This window comes from Saccharothrix sp. DSM 118769, from assembly GCF_052936295.1.
The window spans coordinates 8,697,857-8,712,272 of record NZ_CP193627.1 but is presented as its reverse complement, the minus strand read 5'-3'; the positions used below and the strand labels follow the sequence as shown (position 1 = coordinate 8,712,272).

Below are 14,416 nucleotides of genomic sequence, written 5' to 3'. Positions count from 1 at the left end.
CGCCTCCTGCCCCTGTGGGGTACCTACGCACTGTAGGTAAGCAGAACGATACTAGGCGATGTGCTGTATAGCTAGATGCATGTGTCGTTCTGCTAGATAGCTCTTTGCGAGAGGCAGTCTGCTAGGTAGCAGAGTGCTGGTAGTGTGGGGCGATGAGCAGCCCGACTCGGGGATCGAACCCCGTGGCAGAGCAGTGGCGACTGCGCACGGAGATCAAGAAGGCCAGGGAACGCCGCAGACTGACCCAGAAGGACGTCGCCGCCGAACTCGACTGGTCGCCCTCCAAGGTCGTCCGGATGGAGAACGGGCAGGTCGGCGTGTCGGTCACCGACCTGCGCGCGTTGTTGCAGCTCTACGGCGTCACCGACGAGCAGGTGGTCGGGGAGCTGGTCGACCTCGCCAAGGCCAAGGGCCGGCGGGCCTGGTGGGACGAGTACCGCGACCACCTCGGCCCCACCATGGTCACGCTGCTCGGCCTGGAGGGAGCCAGTTCGCTGGTCCGCCAGTTCGAGGCGCTGGTCGTGCCGGGCGTGCTCCAGACCGAGGCGTACGCGCGCACCGTGCTCTCGCTCTACCACCCGCCGGAGCGGGTGGCCCCGCTCACCGCGGTCCGGCTGGAGCGGCAGAAGATGCTGCTGGAGCAGATCGGCGTCGAGGGGTTCTTCATCCTCGACGAAGCCGCCATCCGGAGGTGGGTGGGCGGCCCGGAGGTGATCCGGGAACAGCTCGAACACCTCAAGGAGGTGAACCGCCAGCCGAACATCACCGTTCAGGTCATCACCTTCGACCGCGGCGTCCACCAGGGAATGCACGGGTCGTTCTCCGTCTACGAATTCCCGTCCGGCGACCAGGACCGCGCGGTCTTCGTGGAAAGGCCGGGCGGCACGAACATCGTCCAGAACGACCCCGACACCGCGAAGTCGTACGTCGAGACCTTCATGGAGCTGGAGCGGTTGGCCGTGCCGGCGGCGGAACTCGACCAGGTCGTCGACCGGGTGCTCGGCGAGATGCTCGGCGGATAACGACGCCCGACCGCGTCGTCCCAGGTCATTCCACGGCGACGGGCTTGCTCCCCGTGCCGGGAGCAAGCCCGCTCCCTCTCTCGGCGGTAGTTGCCCTCTTGCCCGCGTGGATACGCTCGAATGGACCGCGTCCACGTCGGGGCATTGCGGGCAGGGGGACACCTGGTGACTTCGGGAGAATCCGGTCGGCTCGTCCGGGGTGTTCCGGAGCGGACCGAGTGGCGCAAGAGTTCCGCGTCGAAGGACGGCAGTTGCGTCGAGGTGTCGTTCTCCCCCGACCGCGCCCTCGTGCGTGATTCCCGCAATCCTGCGGGCGGCCCGCTGCGCTTCCCCGCGCACGCGTGGCGCGCATTCCTCGGCGACGTCCGCCGCTGACCCGCCGCCTCGCGCGGTGGGCGGTGGCGCGGTCGGCGACCCGGCGGGGCCGCCGACCTGCCCGTCCCGCTCCCTACACCGTCTCCGACTGCGGCTCCGGCGTCGCCGCGACCTTCTTGCGGCGCGCCCCGACGGCCGCGTCCACCAGCAGGAACGCCAGCAGCGACAGGCCGAGCAGCGGTACGAACCAGCCCACCAGCGCCGCCACGACCAGGACCGCGACCAGTTGCGCGCGCGGCACCTTGCGCCACTGGCCGCGCGGCACGGGCCGGCCGAAGCCGCGGGTCGGCCGGCGCAGCCACCAGACCCGGTAGCCGAGCACGACCAGCGTCACCAGGCCGAGGCCCAGCAGGAGCAGCAGGACCTGGTTGGGCCAGCCGAACAGGCTGCCCATGTGCGCGTCGATGCCCCACCGGGCCAGCTTCGCCATCAGCGGGTAGTCGCTGAACCGCACCTCGTCCACGACCGCGCCGCCGGTGACGGCCACCGCGTCCACCTGCGTGGGCCAGCCGCGGTCGATCTCGGTGACGTGCCACGGCATCCCGGCCATCGGCGGCGGGGTGACCTCGACCAGGCCCGCGTCGATGCCCCCGACGCCCCGCGCGGCGGCCACGACCGAGTCGATCTCACCGGTGGCGGGCGGGATGGGGTTGGTCATGTCGTGGCCCGCGTGGTCGCCCGCGCCGAGGGACGGGGTGCTCCAGTTCAGCGCGGCGCGCAGCGCGGAGACGTTCTCGCCGGCGTAGGTCGACCAGGTCAGGCCGGTGGCGGACAGGAACAGCGCGCCGACGAGCACCCACAGGCCGAGCGTGGCGTGCCGCCTGGTGGTGGTCTTGACGCGCTGCGCGCGGCGGCGGCTGAACCACAGGAACACGCCGCCCAGCGCGACCGCCCACAGCCAGGACGCGGCCAGCTCGCTGTAGAGCCTGCCGGGTTCGCCGAGCATCAGGTTGCGGTGGACGGCGTCGATCGTGGTGCGCAGCGGCAGCACGCCGCTGGTGCCGTAGGTGTCGAGCGTGCCGACGACCCGCGCGTCCGCCGGGTCGACGAACACGGTGGGCCGGGCGTCGCCGTCGCCCGCGAACAGCACGCGGGTCGTGGCGCCGGGTTCGGGCGCGGGCCGCACGGCCACCGGCACGTCGCCCTGCCGGGCGTCCACGGCGGCCTTCACCTGCTGGGACAGGGGAACGGACCGGGACGACTCGGGCACCCGCAGGTGGTCGGCGTACAGCACCGACTCCAGTTGCGGCGTGGCCGCGTACAGCACGCCGGTGAGGGCGGCGACCAGCACGAACGGGCCGACGAGCACGCCGGCGTAGAAGTGGAAGCGCAGCACGAGGCCGCGCCAGGACTCGGACATGGGGAGGCTCCTGGGTACGGGGAGTCGCCACCGGTCCCGGTTCGGGGCAGTGGCGCGGGGGAGGGACGCGTACCTAGGGGCGGGGCGGGCCGCGGCGGGGGACCGCCCGGCGGCGCAGGACGTCCGACAGCGGGTGGTCGGGGTGCGCGGCGATGGGGATGCGCAGCGGCGCCGCGGCGGGCGCCGGGGCGAGGCGGCGGGGCAGCACGGCCGCCAGGGCGGCGGCCAGCCGGAACACGGCGCCCTCGAAACCCGCGAGGGCGGAGACGACGACCGCGGTGGCGACCGCGTGGGTCAGCAGCATCGACGGCGCGGGCGCGATCTCCCGCTCGTGCCCGGACAGCACGGCGAGGAACACGTGCGCCGCCACCTGGACGACGCCGACCAGGCAGAGCAGTTCGCCGACGCCGAGCCTGCGGTCGGTCAGCGGCACGCACGTCCAGCCGATGGCCAGCGCGAAGACCAGCACGTGGGGCAGGGACGGCAGGTGGCCGCCGCCGGACGCGTGCGCCAGGACGGCGAGCAGGCCCGCGGACACACCGACCGCGCCGCAGCGCACCACGCGCGCGGCTCCTCGGGTGGGGGCCGGTGCCACGATTCCGCAGCGTAGCGGCCGGACGGGTGCGGAAGAAGGCCCGAGGGGAGGATCGCGGCAGGGCCCGCCGGACCACGTTGTCCGGGCGACCCCCATTCACCGCTCGTCACGCCTATTCGCGTGGAATACCGCGCCCTCAGTTGTAGGGCAATCCGCCGAACGGGGCGGTGGCCATCGCCGCGGCCGTGGTGAAGGTGGTGACCAGCAGGACGGCCATGAGCACTCGTCCGATTCGCATGCGTTCTCCGGTCTACTGGGGACGGGGAATTCGACGATTACCCTCGCAGCACTCGTCGAGGGGTGGAGGGTAATCGACGTGAACAAACGGCGGGCCACGGGGGCATTCAAGTTAATTCGAAATAAAGTAACACCTTGTTAACGCCGGCTTAGCGTCGTATTCTCGCGGTGTGCGCGCCGTCACACTCCGCCTCGCCGGGCGCGAGCGGGAACTGGGCCGCCTCCTGGCGCTGGTGGACGACCTGTCCCAGGGGCGGGGCGCCGCGCTGCTCGTCGAGGGCGAGGCCGGGATCGGCAAGACCGCGCTGGTCAAGGCGGCCTGCGAGGTCGCCGCGGCCAAGGGCTTCCGGGTCTGCCGGGGCGCGGGCGACGAGCTGGGCCGCCCCCTGCCGCTGCTGCCGCTGCTCGACGCGCTGGCCGCCGGCCGCGCGGAGAGCTCCGCCGTCACCGCCGAACGCCTGCTCGCCCGGGTGGACGACCTGTGCGCCATCGGCCCCGTCGTGCTGGTGCTCGACGACCTCCAGTGGGCGGACAAGGCGAGCGTGGCCGTGTGGCGGTGGCTCGCCGAACTCGTCCACCAGCTCCCGCTGCTGCTCGTCGGCGTGCTGCGGCCCCTGCCGCGCCGCGACGACGTGGCCGCCCTGCGCAAGGGCGTGGAACGCCTCCCGCTGCCGCGGCTCGACCCGGCCGCCGTGGTCGAGCTGGTCGGCGCGCTCGCCGGCGGCGCGCCCGACGAGGCGCTGGCGCGGCTCGCCGAGGACGCCGGCGGCAACCCCCTCTACCTGGTCGAACTGGTCGAGGCGCTGCTGCGCGGCGGCGTCGTCGAGGTGGACGCCACGGGCGTCGCGCGGCTCGTCGAGCTGGGCGTGCCGCCGTCGCTGTCGGCCGCCATCGCCGACCGCATCGGGTTCCTCGGCGAGGACGTGCGGCGCGTCCTCGTCGCCGCCGCCCTGCTCGGCGTGGACTTCCCGGTCGCCGACCTGGCCGCCGTCCTCGGCCGCCGCGTGGTCGAGCTGCTGCCCGCGCTCCAGGAGGCGACCGTGGCGGGCGTGCTGGTCGACGGCACGGCCGGCCTGTCGTTCCGGCACCCGCTGGTGCGCACCGCCCTGTACGACGAGGTGCCCGAGGCGGCGCGCGGCGCGTGGCACGTCGAGGCGGCCCGCGCGCTGGCCGACACCGGCGCGGGCGTGGACCGGGTGACCCGCCAGCTCCTCGCCGCCGACGACCGCGTCCCCGACTGGGTGGCCGACTGGCTCGTCGCGCACGGTTCCACGCTCGTCGCGCACGCCCCCGAGGCCGCCGTCGACCTGTTCGGCCGGGTGGTGACCTCGCCGAGCGCGGGCGGGCGGCGCGTCGTGCTGCTCGCCCACCTGGCCGAGGCGCGGTTCCGCTGCGGCGACCACCACGGCGCCGAGTCGGTCGCGCTGGCCGGCCTGGAGCACGGCGTGCTCGTCGACCTGCACTGGACGCTCGCCCAGTGCCGCAGCATGACCGGCCGCTCCGCCGAGACGCTGACCGAGGTGGACCGCGCGCTGGCGCTGCCGTCCCTGACCCCGTCGGACCGCGCCCGGCTGCTCGTGCTCGCCGCCCGCGCCCACTGGGACATGGGGCAGCTCGACGACGCCGAGCGCCTCGCCGCGGCGGCCCTGGCCGACGGCGACGGCGACCGCTGGGCCACCAGCTGGGCCCTGCACGTGCGCACGATCGTGGCCATGGTCCGGGGTCGGATGGTCGAGGCGCTGCCGCTGTTCGACCGCGCCCTCGCGGTCGCGATGGGCGAGCCCGCGACCTCCGACCTGCGGCTGCTGCTCCAGGTCAACCAGGCCGTGACGCTCGGCGAGCTGGACCGCGGCCCGGAGGCCATCGCCTCGGCGCAGGTCGTCCGGCACGCCGCCGACCAGGTCGGCAACCTCGTCCGGCTCGCCCAGGCGCAGAGCGCGCTCGGCCAGCTCCTGCTCGACGCCGGGCGGTGGGACGAGGCGCTGGTCGACGTCGACCTGCTCGCCGACGACCTCAAGCACCCCCTGGCGTCGCGCTGCGACCACGGCGTCGCCGCGCTCATCCACCTGCACCGCGGCGACTCGGCGGGCGCCCGCCGCCACCTCGACTCGGTGGGCGCCGGGCTGGAGGGCCACGTGGTCGGCCCGCTGGCGCTGGCCGTGAGCCTGGAGCTGGAGCAGGCCGGGAAGGTGTGCGAGGCGCTGGCCGTGCTCGACGCGGGCTGGGAGTCGGTCGAGGACCTGCTGCCCGACGCCGCGCGGCTGGCCGTGGAGCTGGGCGAGGACGCGTCCGCCGTCGTCGCGCGGGCCGAGGCGCTGGCGGTCGGCCCCGCCGTGCCGCACCGCCGCGCCTCCGCCCTCTTCTGCCGCGCCCTGGTCGACGGCGACCCGGACGGGCTGCTGCGCGCCGCCGAGGAGTACCGGGTGGCGGGCCGCCCGCTGTTCCGGGCCAAGGCGCTGGCCGCCGCCGCCGTGCTGTTCGCCGCCGCGGGCGACCGGTCGTCCGCGCGCTCCGCCATGGGCCTGGCCGTGGAGGTGCACGAGGAGCTGGGCGCGGAGTGGGACACCACCCGCCTGCTGGCCCGGCTGCGCGAGCACGGCGTGCGGCGCGGCGCGCACGCCAAGCACCGCCGGGCCACGCACGGCTGGGACAGCCTCACGCCGATGGAGCTGAAGGTCACCGACCTCGTCGTGGCGGGCCTGTCGAACCGGCAGATCGGCGAGCGCCTGTTCCTGTCCGGCCGCACGGTCGCCACGCACGTCTCGCACGTGCTCGCGAAGCTCGGCGTCCGCTCCCGCACCGACATCGCCCGCGAGGCCGCGGGCCACCGCCGTCAGGGCCGCGGGTAGCGGTCCCGCGCCCACTCCGCGTACGAGCGGGGCGGGCGGCCCAGCACGGCGGCCCAGCACGGCGGCCCAGCACGGCGGCCACGCACTGCCGGCGACGGGCGGGCGCGGTCAGAGGCGGGCGGTGCGGACCTTCGACGCGGTGATCCACACCGCCTGGCCCACCAGGCCCGCCACCGCGGTCCACAGCACCGGGCGCGGGCCCAGCGAGTCCACGAGCAGCCCGCCCAGGGGCGCGCCGAGCACGACCGCGCCCCGGTTGACCGACCGCATGGTGGCGTTCATCCGACCGCGGAGGCGGTCCGGCGTGATCGTCTGGCGGTAGCCCATCTCCACCGGGCCGTCCAGGCCGATGGCGAGGAAGAACAGGAACTGCGCCGCGCACAGCACCACGAGCCCCGGCGCGCCGGTGCCGGCGAGCGGGAACAGCGCGCAGCCGGCCGGCGTCACCCACCGCCCGACCACCAGGACCACCCCGACCCCGAACCGCTCGCCGGCGCGGGTGGAGAGCGACGCACCCAGCACGCCGCCGAGCCCGCCGACGGCGAACGTGACGCCGAACGCGAACGCGTCGAACCCCAGCTCGTCGAGGACCAGCGCGGTCGAGGCGACACCCGCGGCGGCGGTGAAGAGGAACCACACGTGCGAGGTGAGGGCGAGCGGGGAGAGGACGGGGTGCCGGTAGACCCACCGCACGCCGTCGCGCAGGTCGTCCCGGAGCCGCCGGAGGACGGGCCCGCGCCGCTCGACCCGGACCGGCTGCTCCTCGCCGCGCAGGGACAGCAGCAGCACCCCCGACACCAGGTACGACACCGCGTCCAGCAGGAACCCGAGCGGCGCGCCGAGGGCCTTCACCAGCGCGCCGAACACCGCCATCAGCACCGCCGGCACCGGCAGGGCGAGCAGGTCGAGCGCGAACAGCAGCGGGACCAGGCCGAGCACGACCGCGCGCGCCAGGTCCGCGCCCACCAGCAGCGGCAGCCGGCGGACCCGGTCCACCACCACGCCCGTGACGAGCCCGAACAGCAGGTACGGCAGCCAGCGCGCGGCCTCCACCACGCCCAGCGCGGTGACCGACGCGCCCATCACGTCGATCACCAGCACCTTCAACGCCAGCGCGGTGACGTGCGCGCCGACCAGCGACACCGTGTCGGCCGCCCAGAACCGCGCGTAGTCGCCGTTCCCGCGCAGGTCGCCGGCGGTCGCGTTCCCCATGGCCCCAGACTGCCGGCCGGTCCGGACCCGACCGGGGCGCGGGGCGGTGGTGCAGGCTCGTGCCCATGATCGACGATTTCGCGAAGGACCACCTGCACGGCGACCTGCGGGAGGTCCGCGAGGAGCTGCTCGGGAAGCTCGACGGGGTGTCCGAGTACGACGTCCGCCGCCCCCTGACCGCTACCGGGACCAACCTGCTGGGGCTGGTCAAGCACCTGACCCTGTCGGAGGCGCGGTACTTCGGCGAGGTGTTCGGCAGGCCGTTCCCCGAGCCCGTCCCCCGGTGGGACGACCTCGACCGGCGCGGTGCCGACATGTGGGCGACCGAGCACGAGACGCGCGAGGAGATCACCGGCCGCTACCGGCGTGCGTGGGAGCACTCCGACGCGACCATCGCCGCGCTCGCCGTCGACTCGCCCGGTCACGTGCCCTGGTGGCCGCGGCCCGACGTGGTGCTGTTCACCGTCCTGGTGCACGTGCTGACCGAGACCAGCAGGCACGCCGGCCACGCCGACATCCTGCGCGAGCAGCTCGACGGGGCGGACGTGGCCCGGCAGGGTCGGGACGCGGCCTTCTGGGCGGCCCGGCGCGCGGAGGTCGAGCGGGCGGCCGGGGCGGCGGGTCGGGACGGGGGGTGACCGGGGTGCGGGCCCGGAACCCGCTGCCCCGGCCGCGCTGATCGCCCCGGCCGCCCTGATCGCCCCGGCCGCGCTGGCCGTGTCCGTCGCGCCCGACCGTCAGCTCCGGGAGCGGCGCGCGTGGTTGGCGTGCTTGCGGGCGGCGAAGGCGTGCGCCTCGGCCAGCAGCGGCCGCACCGCCTCGAACGTGGCGTCGCCCGGGGAGACGACGCACACCCAGTGCTGCCCGCCGTAGACCGGGTGCGGCATCAGCACGTCCCGCGCGGTGTGGTCGACCTCGTCCGGCAGCGAGCCGACCACCGCCGCGAAGCCCGCCCGGGTCAGGCCGATGTTGAGCCGGTAGTCGTCCGTGCCGTCGAGCGCGGAGCTGTCGTCGTGGGCGTCGTTCGTCACGATCGTGGCGAACGGCACCTGCCGCTCCGGCGGGAGGTCGCCGTCCGGGTCGTAGAGGAAGAACGTGTCGCCGCCCGCGACGGGTGCCCGCACCCCGTCGAAGGTCTCGTTGACGTACCGCGCCACCTGCTCAGCATCCATGCTTGAAGCATTTCATTGAACTGCTTCTTGGGACTTCCGAAGCACTACCGCCAGGAAGCGCCCCGGAAACCCTCAAACCGCACCTGAACCGCTCGGTCACGGCCCGCCGCCCGCCGCCCGCCGCCCGCCGGCCCCGGCCACCGGCCCCGGTCAGCAGGCGTCGGCGCGGGCCAGCAGCAGGGCGCGTTCCCGGCTGTTGCGGGTCATGTCGGCGGCCCTCTCGAACTCCGCCCGCGCCTCGGCGCGCCTGCCCAGCTTCACCAGCAGGTCGCCGCGGACGCTCGGCAGCAGGTGGTAGCCCTTCAGGGCCGGCTCGTCGACCAGTTCGTCCACCAGCTCCAGGCCGATGGCGGGGCCGAAGGCCATCCCGCACGCGACCGCGTGGTTCAGCTCCACGATCGGGGAGGGCGCGACCAGCGACAGCGCCTCGTACAGGCCCGCGATCCGGGTCCAGTCGGTCTCCTCCGGGGTGCGCGCCCGCGCGTGGCACGCCGCGATGGCCGCCTGGAGCGCGTACGGCCCGGCCATCCCGCGCAGCGCCTCGGCCCGCTCCAGCGCGGCCAGCCCGCGCCGGATGAGCAGCTGGTCCCAGCGCGCCCTGTTCTGCTCCAGCAGCAGCACGGGGTCGCCGTTCGGGCCGACCCGCGCCCTGGCCCGGGACGCCTGGATCTCCAGCAGCGCCACCAGTCCGTGCACCTCGGGCTCGCGCGGGGCGAGGCCCGCCAGCACGCGGGCCAGCCGCAGCGCGTCCTCGCACAGCGCCGGGCGCATCCAGTCGTCGCCGGCGGTGGCCGAGTAGCCCTCGTTGAAGATCAGGTAGATCACGCCGAGCACGGACGCCAGCCGCGCGTCGCGCTCGTCCTCCGCCGGAACCTCGAACGGGACGCCCGCCTTGGCCAGCGCCTTCTTCGCCCGCACGATCCGCTGCGCGACCGTCGCCTCGGGTACCAGGAAGGCGCGGGCGATCTCCTCGGTGGTCAGGCCGCCCAGCAGGCGCAGGGTCAGCGCGACCTGCGCCTCGGTCGACAGCACCGGGTGGCAGGCGGTGAACACCAGGCGCAGCAGGTCGTCGTCGATGTCCCCCACGCCGGTGCTCGCGTCCGGCGCGTGGTCCTGCTCGGTGTCCCGGCCGATCTGCTCCAGCTTGCGCTGGTAGTTCTGCCTGCGCCGGATCTGGTCGACGGCGCGGTTCTTCGCGGCGGTCATCAGCCACGCGCCGGGGTTGCGCGGGATGCCGGTCTCCGGCCACTGCTCCAGGGCGCTGACGAGCGCGTCCTGCGCCAGTTCCTCGGCCAGGCCCACGTCGCGCACCATCCGCGCCAGGCCCGCGATCACCCGCGCGGACTCGATCCGCCACACCGCCTCGACCGCGCGGCGCGCGTCGGTAGCCATCACGGTCCAGGATCAGACCAGCTACCGACGCGCGTCGGCAAGGCGGTCGCACGACGCGAGCCGCGGCGCGGGGCGCGCGGGGGCCTCAGCCCTGCTTGACGCCGTAGCCCTGCTCCGCGCGCAGCTCGTTCTCGCGGTCGACCAGCTCCTGCGGCGCGTTCGCGAACTCCTCGGACTCGAAGACCTGGCGGATCTCGATCTGGGACTGCGCGCCGGTCGGGTTCGGCACCCGCTTGACCCACTCGACGCACTCCTCCAGCGACTTCACCTCCAGCAGCCAGAACCCCGCGATCAGCTCCTTGGTCTCGGTGAACGGACCGTCCACCACGGTGCGCCGGTCGCCGTCGAAGAACACCCGCGCGCCCTTGGCGCTGGGGTGCAGGCCCTCGCCGGCCAGCAGCACGCCGGCCTTCACCAGCTCCTCGTTGAAGGCGCCCATCGCCAGCAGGTCCTGCTCGGTCGCCTCGGCGCCGGCCTCGGTCTCCTCGGTCGCCTTCACGATCACCATGAAACGCATCGACTTCTCCCGTTCGGTTCACCAGCCCGGTCCATCCTGGCCGCTACTGGTGCGACGAACGGGCCGAACGGTGGATCGACACGGTCCCCGGATTTTTTCGACGGATTTTCCGGGGACCCGCCCGCGCTCGTCAGGTGATCGGGTTGCCGCCGGTCACGCCGACGACCTCGCCGGTGATGTAGCTCGACTCGGCCGACGCCAGGAACACGTACAGCGGGGCCAGCTCGGCGGGCTGCGCGGCCCGGCCCAGCGGCGTCTGCTCGCCGAAGCCCTCGACCGCGTCGGGCGGCATGGTGGCCGGGATGAGCGGCGTCCACACCGGACCGGGCGCGACCGAGTTCACCCGGATCTTCCGGTCGGCCAGGTTCTGCGCGAGGCCCTTGGTGAAGTTCACGATCGCCGCCTTGGAGGTGGCGTAGTCGAGCAGCTGGTAGGACGGCTGGAACGCCTGGATCGACGACGTGGTGATGATCGACGACCCCTCCGGCATGTGCGGCACGGCCGCCTTGCACAGCCAGAACATCGCGTACACGTTCGTCTTGAGCACCCGGTCGAACTGCTCCGCGGTGATGTCGAGCAGCCCGTTCTCCTGCGACATCTGGTACGCGGCGTTGCTGACCAGCACGTCGATGCCGCCGAAGGCGTCCACCGCGCGGGCCACGACGTCCGCGCACCGCGCCTCGTCGGTCAGGTCGCCCGGGACGGTCACCGCCTTGCGCCCGGCGTCCTCCACGAGGCGCGCCGTCGCGCGGGCGTCCTCCTCCTCCTCGGGCAGGTAGGACAGCAGCACGTCCGCGCCCTCGCGGGCGAACGCCAGCGCGACGGCCCGGCCGATGCCGGAGTCGCCGCCGGTGATCACGGCCCGCTTGCCGGTGAGCCGGCCGGTGCCCCGGTAGCTCGCCTCGCCGTGGTCGGGGGTGGGGTCCACCTGGTCGGTCAGGCCCGGGTGTTCGATCTTGGTCTCCGCCATGGCTGTGGGGTGCCCAGCGGAGCGGTCCTTGAACACGCCGCGGACCAACGCCGCCGGCGCACCCCCCGACCCGGGGAGGTGCGCCGGCGGACCCGTCGTCGGGGCTACTTGCGCAGCGCCCGCCGGAGGGTGAACGCGCCCGGCCCGAGGACGGAGATCAGCAGGAACGACCAGCAGTACACGGCGGCCAGCTCGCCGGTGTTGTGGATCGGCAGCAGCGCCACCGGCTGGTGCACGGTGAAGTAGGCGAAGGCCATCACGCCGGACAGCACGAACGCGGCGGGCCGCGCCCACAGGCCGACCAGCACGAGCACCGCGCCGACCAGCTCGATGACGCTGCCGTACCAGCCCGGCCAGGAGCCGAACGGGACCGCGGTGCCCTGGCCGTCGACACCGCCGAAGAAGCCCAGGCCCATCAGGCCGTGGAAGCCGAACAGGAACGACACGACCAGCCGGAACGCGCCGAGCGCGAGGTCGTTGCGCTTGGCGGTGCGGGCGGCGGTGTCGGTGGTGGCGGTGTGGGTCTCGGTGGTGGTCATTTCGGTCCCTCCTCGGTCGTCTGCCAGGGCGACGAACGGGGACCCCACCGGATCGACACGGCGGCCGGGTTTTCCTCAGGATTTTTTCGGCAGGTCGACCTGGAGGGTGAACCTGCTGGTCGGAGGGGGTAGCGGTTGGCCCCGGCGGAAGAAGCGGACCCGCCGCGGGTCCTCGGCCTCGGCGCGCATGGCCTCCAGGTCGGCCTCGGTGGGGACGCGGGCGACGGACGGTCCGGGCCGGTGGTCGAGCGGCGGCGCGGGCGGCAGGTGCTCGTCGGGCAGCGGTGGCGCGTCGACCCGGCAGGCGACCAGGCCGGGGGTGTCCGGGAGGTCGGGCGGGCACACCTCGCCGGGCCACGCGTAGTCGAGGTCGTCCGGCACGCCGGGGAACAGCGGGCGGTAGTGCTCGGGGTCCTTGCGCAGCAGCGACGAGCGGTGGCTGAGGTGCAGGGCCTCGTCGCCCAGCCACGGCGGCAGCAGGCCCTCGGCCAGGCACCACGACCAGGTGGGCTCCCGGCCGCCGTGGTAGTCGAGGAGCACGGCGCGCACGCCGTCCCGGTGGCCGCGCCGCCGCCACTCGTCGCACACCGCCACGCCGTAGGCGACGAGCGCGGGCGTGAAGCCGCGCCACATCTGCACCGCCGGGTGCCGCTTCCAGCCGTACTCGGGCCACACCAGGGCCCGCAGGACCTGCAACGTCTCCACGCGCTGCTTGCCCAGGCGCCGGGTGTCGAGCGCGGCGGCGCTGCGGCCGAACGTCGGGTACGGCAGGAACGTCTGCACCCGCCCCGGTTACCCCGGCCGGCGGCCGGCACGCGCGATTCCAAGAGACCGCCGGGCTGTTACCCTGATCGGGTGGAGTTCCAGCGCGCGCGCAGGCCCGAGCAGGTGGCCCAGCGCCGCCGCACGATCCTGGAGACCGCCTGCGCGATGCTGCGGGAACGCCGGGTCGCGGACATCAGCCTGCGCGAGCTGAGCGACCGGGTGGGCCTGGCCAAGTCGAACGTGCTGCGGTACTTCGACAGCCGCGAGGCGATCTTCCTGGAGGTCCTCGACGAGGAGTGGGGCGCCTGGCTGGACGAGGTCGAGCGCCGCCTGCCCGAGACCGGCGGACCGGTCGCGGTCGCCACCGCCCTCGCGTCGTCGCTGGTCGGCCGGGACCTGCTGTGCGAGCTGGTCAGCGGCCTGGGCGGCGTGCTGGAGCGCAACGTGTCCCACGACTCCGCGCGGGCGTTCAAGCTCCGCGCGCACGCGCGCACGGCCCGGCTGGCCGACCTCGTGCGGACCCGCGTGCCGGTCCTGGACGACGCCGCCGCGCGCCACTTCGCGGGCGCGGTGCTGGTCATGACGGCCGGGCTGTGGCCGTACGCGAACCCCACCGAGGCGGTCGCCGCCGTCCTGCGCGAGATGGGGTCGCCGCCGGCCGCCGAGCTGTTCGCCGACGGCCTGCGCGAGGGGCTGGTCAACCAGCTCGTCGGCCTGGTGGCCCGCGCGGGGGACGCGGGGGCGGGCACGTGATCGACGTCGTCGTGGTCGGCGGTGGGGCCATGGGGTCGGCCGCCGCGTGGCAGCTCGCCTCGCGCGGGGCCGAGGTCGTGCTGCTGGAGCGCTTCGCGCCGGGGCACGCGTTCGGCGCGTCGCACGGCGCGTGGGTGCCGGCGGCGGCCGGGTCGCCCGGCCGCGTCCTCACCGCGGCCGAGGCGACCGGGCGGTGGCCCGGTTTCCGCTTCACCGGCCCCGTCTTCTCCCACCCCCGCTCCGGCCGCGTGCACGCCGACCGCGCCGTCGCGGCGCTCCGGGCCGCCGCCGCGCACCACGGCGCCGAGGTGCGGCACGAGGCGCCCGTCGTCGCGCTGCGCCCCCGCGACGGCGGCGTGGACGTCGTCACCGGGAACGGGGTGCTGCGCGCCCGCCGCGCGGTGGTGGCCGCGGGCGCGTGGACGCGCGCGCTGCTCGACGGGCTGGTGCCGCTGCCGCCGCTGACCGTGACGCAGGAGCAGCCCGCGCACTTCGCGCCGCCGGCCGGGCACGAGTGGCCGCCGTTCATCCACCACGGGCCCGAGGCCGTCCACGGGCTCGCCACGCCCGGCGAGGGCGTGAAGGTCGGCCTGCACGGCGGCGGACCGGTGGTGGACCCCGACCGGTTCGGGTGATTTCCTGCTCGACCGGCACGGTC

At 74.6% G+C, this 14,416-nt stretch carries 15 protein-coding genes; 6 read left to right on the top strand and 9 right to left on the bottom strand.

The genetic code is table 11. The features are described from left to right. Positions 1 to 182 precede the first annotated feature (182 nt). Both ACRAKJ_RS37055 and ACRAKJ_RS37050 read left to right on the top strand, forming a co-directional pair. Positions 183 to 1,022 carry a Scr1 family TA system antitoxin-like transcriptional regulator gene (locus ACRAKJ_RS37055; RefSeq protein WP_438922971.1) on the top strand — a complete coding sequence of 280 codons (840 nt, stop codon included), beginning with the start codon at positions 183 to 185 and terminating at the stop codon, positions 1,020 to 1,022. Positions 1,023 to 1,187: 165 nt separating this feature from the next. Beyond that, positions 1,188 to 1,397, top strand: coding sequence for a DUF397 domain-containing protein (locus tag ACRAKJ_RS37050; protein ID WP_438922970.1), 210 nt, complete (start codon positions 1,188 to 1,190; stop codon positions 1,395 to 1,397). A gap of 73 nt (positions 1,398 to 1,470) precedes the next feature. Here the strand turns inward: ACRAKJ_RS37050 and ACRAKJ_RS37045 are convergent, their stop codons facing one another. Beyond that, positions 1,471 to 2,757: a PepSY domain-containing protein gene (locus tag ACRAKJ_RS37045; protein ID WP_438922969.1), complete on the bottom strand. Its 1,287-nt coding sequence runs from the start codon at positions 2,755 to 2,757 to the stop codon at positions 1,471 to 1,473. A gap of 73 nt (positions 2,758 to 2,830) precedes the next feature. Continuing rightward, the gene (locus ACRAKJ_RS37040) at positions 2,831 to 3,352 is read right to left on the bottom strand and encodes a hypothetical protein (RefSeq protein WP_438922968.1); all 522 of its coding nucleotides are present in this window, start codon (positions 3,350 to 3,352) and stop codon (positions 2,831 to 2,833) included. Between the two features lie 407 nt (positions 3,353 to 3,759). Between ACRAKJ_RS37040 and ACRAKJ_RS37035 the strand changes: the two genes are divergently transcribed. Continuing rightward, entirely contained in the window at positions 3,760 to 6,438 is a 2,679-nt protein-coding gene (locus ACRAKJ_RS37035) for an AAA family ATPase (protein WP_438922967.1), read from the top strand. A gap of 108 nt (positions 6,439 to 6,546) precedes the next feature. Here ACRAKJ_RS37035 and ACRAKJ_RS37030 read toward each other — a convergent pair whose 3' ends face one another. Further along, complete coding sequence (locus ACRAKJ_RS37030) at positions 6,547 to 7,650, bottom strand: MFS transporter (protein WP_438922966.1); 1,104 nt, start codon at positions 7,648 to 7,650, stop codon at positions 6,547 to 6,549. A gap of 65 nt (positions 7,651 to 7,715) precedes the next feature. Here ACRAKJ_RS37030 and ACRAKJ_RS37025 point away from each other — a divergent pair, with 65 nt between their 5' ends. After that, positions 7,716 to 8,288: a DinB family protein gene (locus tag ACRAKJ_RS37025; RefSeq protein ID WP_438922965.1), complete on the top strand. Its 573-nt coding sequence runs from the start codon at positions 7,716 to 7,718 to the stop codon at positions 8,286 to 8,288. 99 nt (positions 8,289 to 8,387) lie between these two features. Here ACRAKJ_RS37025 and ACRAKJ_RS37020 read toward each other — a convergent pair whose 3' ends face one another. The 6 genes from ACRAKJ_RS37020 to ACRAKJ_RS36995 form a co-directional block, all read right to left on the bottom strand. After that, positions 8,388 to 8,822, bottom strand: a complete 435-nt coding sequence (locus ACRAKJ_RS37020; RefSeq protein ID WP_438922964.1) for a DUF6194 family protein — start codon at positions 8,820 to 8,822, stop codon at positions 8,388 to 8,390. 150 nt (positions 8,823 to 8,972) lie between these two features. Next, positions 8,973 to 10,214, bottom strand: a complete 1,242-nt coding sequence (locus ACRAKJ_RS37015; protein WP_438922963.1) for a sigma-70 family RNA polymerase sigma factor — start codon at positions 10,212 to 10,214, stop codon at positions 8,973 to 8,975. Between the two features lie 85 nt (positions 10,215 to 10,299). Next, positions 10,300 to 10,731 carry a YciI family protein gene (locus tag ACRAKJ_RS37010; protein WP_438922962.1) on the bottom strand — a complete coding sequence of 144 codons (432 nt, stop codon included), beginning with the start codon at positions 10,729 to 10,731 and terminating at the stop codon, positions 10,300 to 10,302. 130 nt (positions 10,732 to 10,861) lie between these two features. Continuing rightward, complete coding sequence (locus tag ACRAKJ_RS37005; protein WP_438922961.1) at positions 10,862 to 11,701, bottom strand: SDR family oxidoreductase; 840 nt, start codon at positions 11,699 to 11,701, stop codon at positions 10,862 to 10,864. Between the two features lie 104 nt (positions 11,702 to 11,805). Then, the gene (locus tag ACRAKJ_RS37000; protein WP_438922960.1) at positions 11,806 to 12,240 is read right to left on the bottom strand and encodes a DoxX family membrane protein; all 435 of its coding nucleotides are present in this window, start codon (positions 12,238 to 12,240) and stop codon (positions 11,806 to 11,808) included. A gap of 75 nt (positions 12,241 to 12,315) precedes the next feature. Next, positions 12,316 to 13,023: an MSMEG_6728 family protein gene (locus tag ACRAKJ_RS36995; RefSeq protein WP_438922959.1), complete on the bottom strand. Its 708-nt coding sequence runs from the start codon at positions 13,021 to 13,023 to the stop codon at positions 12,316 to 12,318. A 72-nt stretch (positions 13,024 to 13,095) separates the two neighbouring features. Here ACRAKJ_RS36995 and ACRAKJ_RS36990 point away from each other — a divergent pair, with 72 nt between their 5' ends. Together ACRAKJ_RS36990 and ACRAKJ_RS36985 are read left to right on the top strand one after the other, a co-directional pair. After that, a complete protein-coding gene (locus tag ACRAKJ_RS36990; protein WP_438922958.1) occupies positions 13,096 to 13,758 on the top strand; it encodes a TetR family transcriptional regulator in 663 nt (220 codons plus the stop codon). Then, positions 13,755 to 14,393 (top strand): FAD-dependent oxidoreductase, encoded by a 639-nt coding sequence (locus tag ACRAKJ_RS36985; protein WP_438922957.1) that lies wholly within the window; start codon positions 13,755 to 13,757, stop codon positions 14,391 to 14,393. The genes ACRAKJ_RS36990 and ACRAKJ_RS36985 overlap by 4 nt, the downstream gene beginning before the upstream one ends. The last annotated feature ends 23 nt before the right edge of the window (positions 14,394 to 14,416 follow it).

Coding starts and splice junctions, on each gene's coding strand:
- ACRAKJ_RS37045 (WP_438922969.1), bottom strand. CDS start 2,757: ATGTCCGAGTCCTGGCGCGGCCTCGTGCTGCGCTTCCACTTCTACGCC.
- ACRAKJ_RS37030 (WP_438922966.1), bottom strand. CDS start 7,650: ATGGGGAACGCGACCGCCGGCGACCTGCGCGGGAACGGCGACTACGCG.
- ACRAKJ_RS37025 (WP_438922965.1), top strand. CDS start 7,716: ATGATCGACGATTTCGCGAAGGACCACCTGCACGGCGACCTGCGGGAG.
- ACRAKJ_RS37020 (WP_438922964.1), bottom strand. CDS start 8,822: ATGGATGCTGAGCAGGTGGCGCGGTACGTCAACGAGACCTTCGACGGG.
- ACRAKJ_RS37015 (WP_438922963.1), bottom strand. CDS start 10,214: ATGGCTACCGACGCGCGCCGCGCGGTCGAGGCGGTGTGGCGGATCGAG.
- ACRAKJ_RS37010 (WP_438922962.1), bottom strand. CDS start 10,731: ATGCGTTTCATGGTGATCGTGAAGGCGACCGAGGAGACCGAGGCCGGC.
- ACRAKJ_RS37005 (WP_438922961.1), bottom strand. CDS start 11,701: ATGGCGGAGACCAAGATCGAACACCCGGGCCTGACCGACCAGGTGGAC.
- ACRAKJ_RS37000 (WP_438922960.1), bottom strand. CDS start 12,240: ATGACCACCACCGAGACCCACACCGCCACCACCGACACCGCCGCCCGC.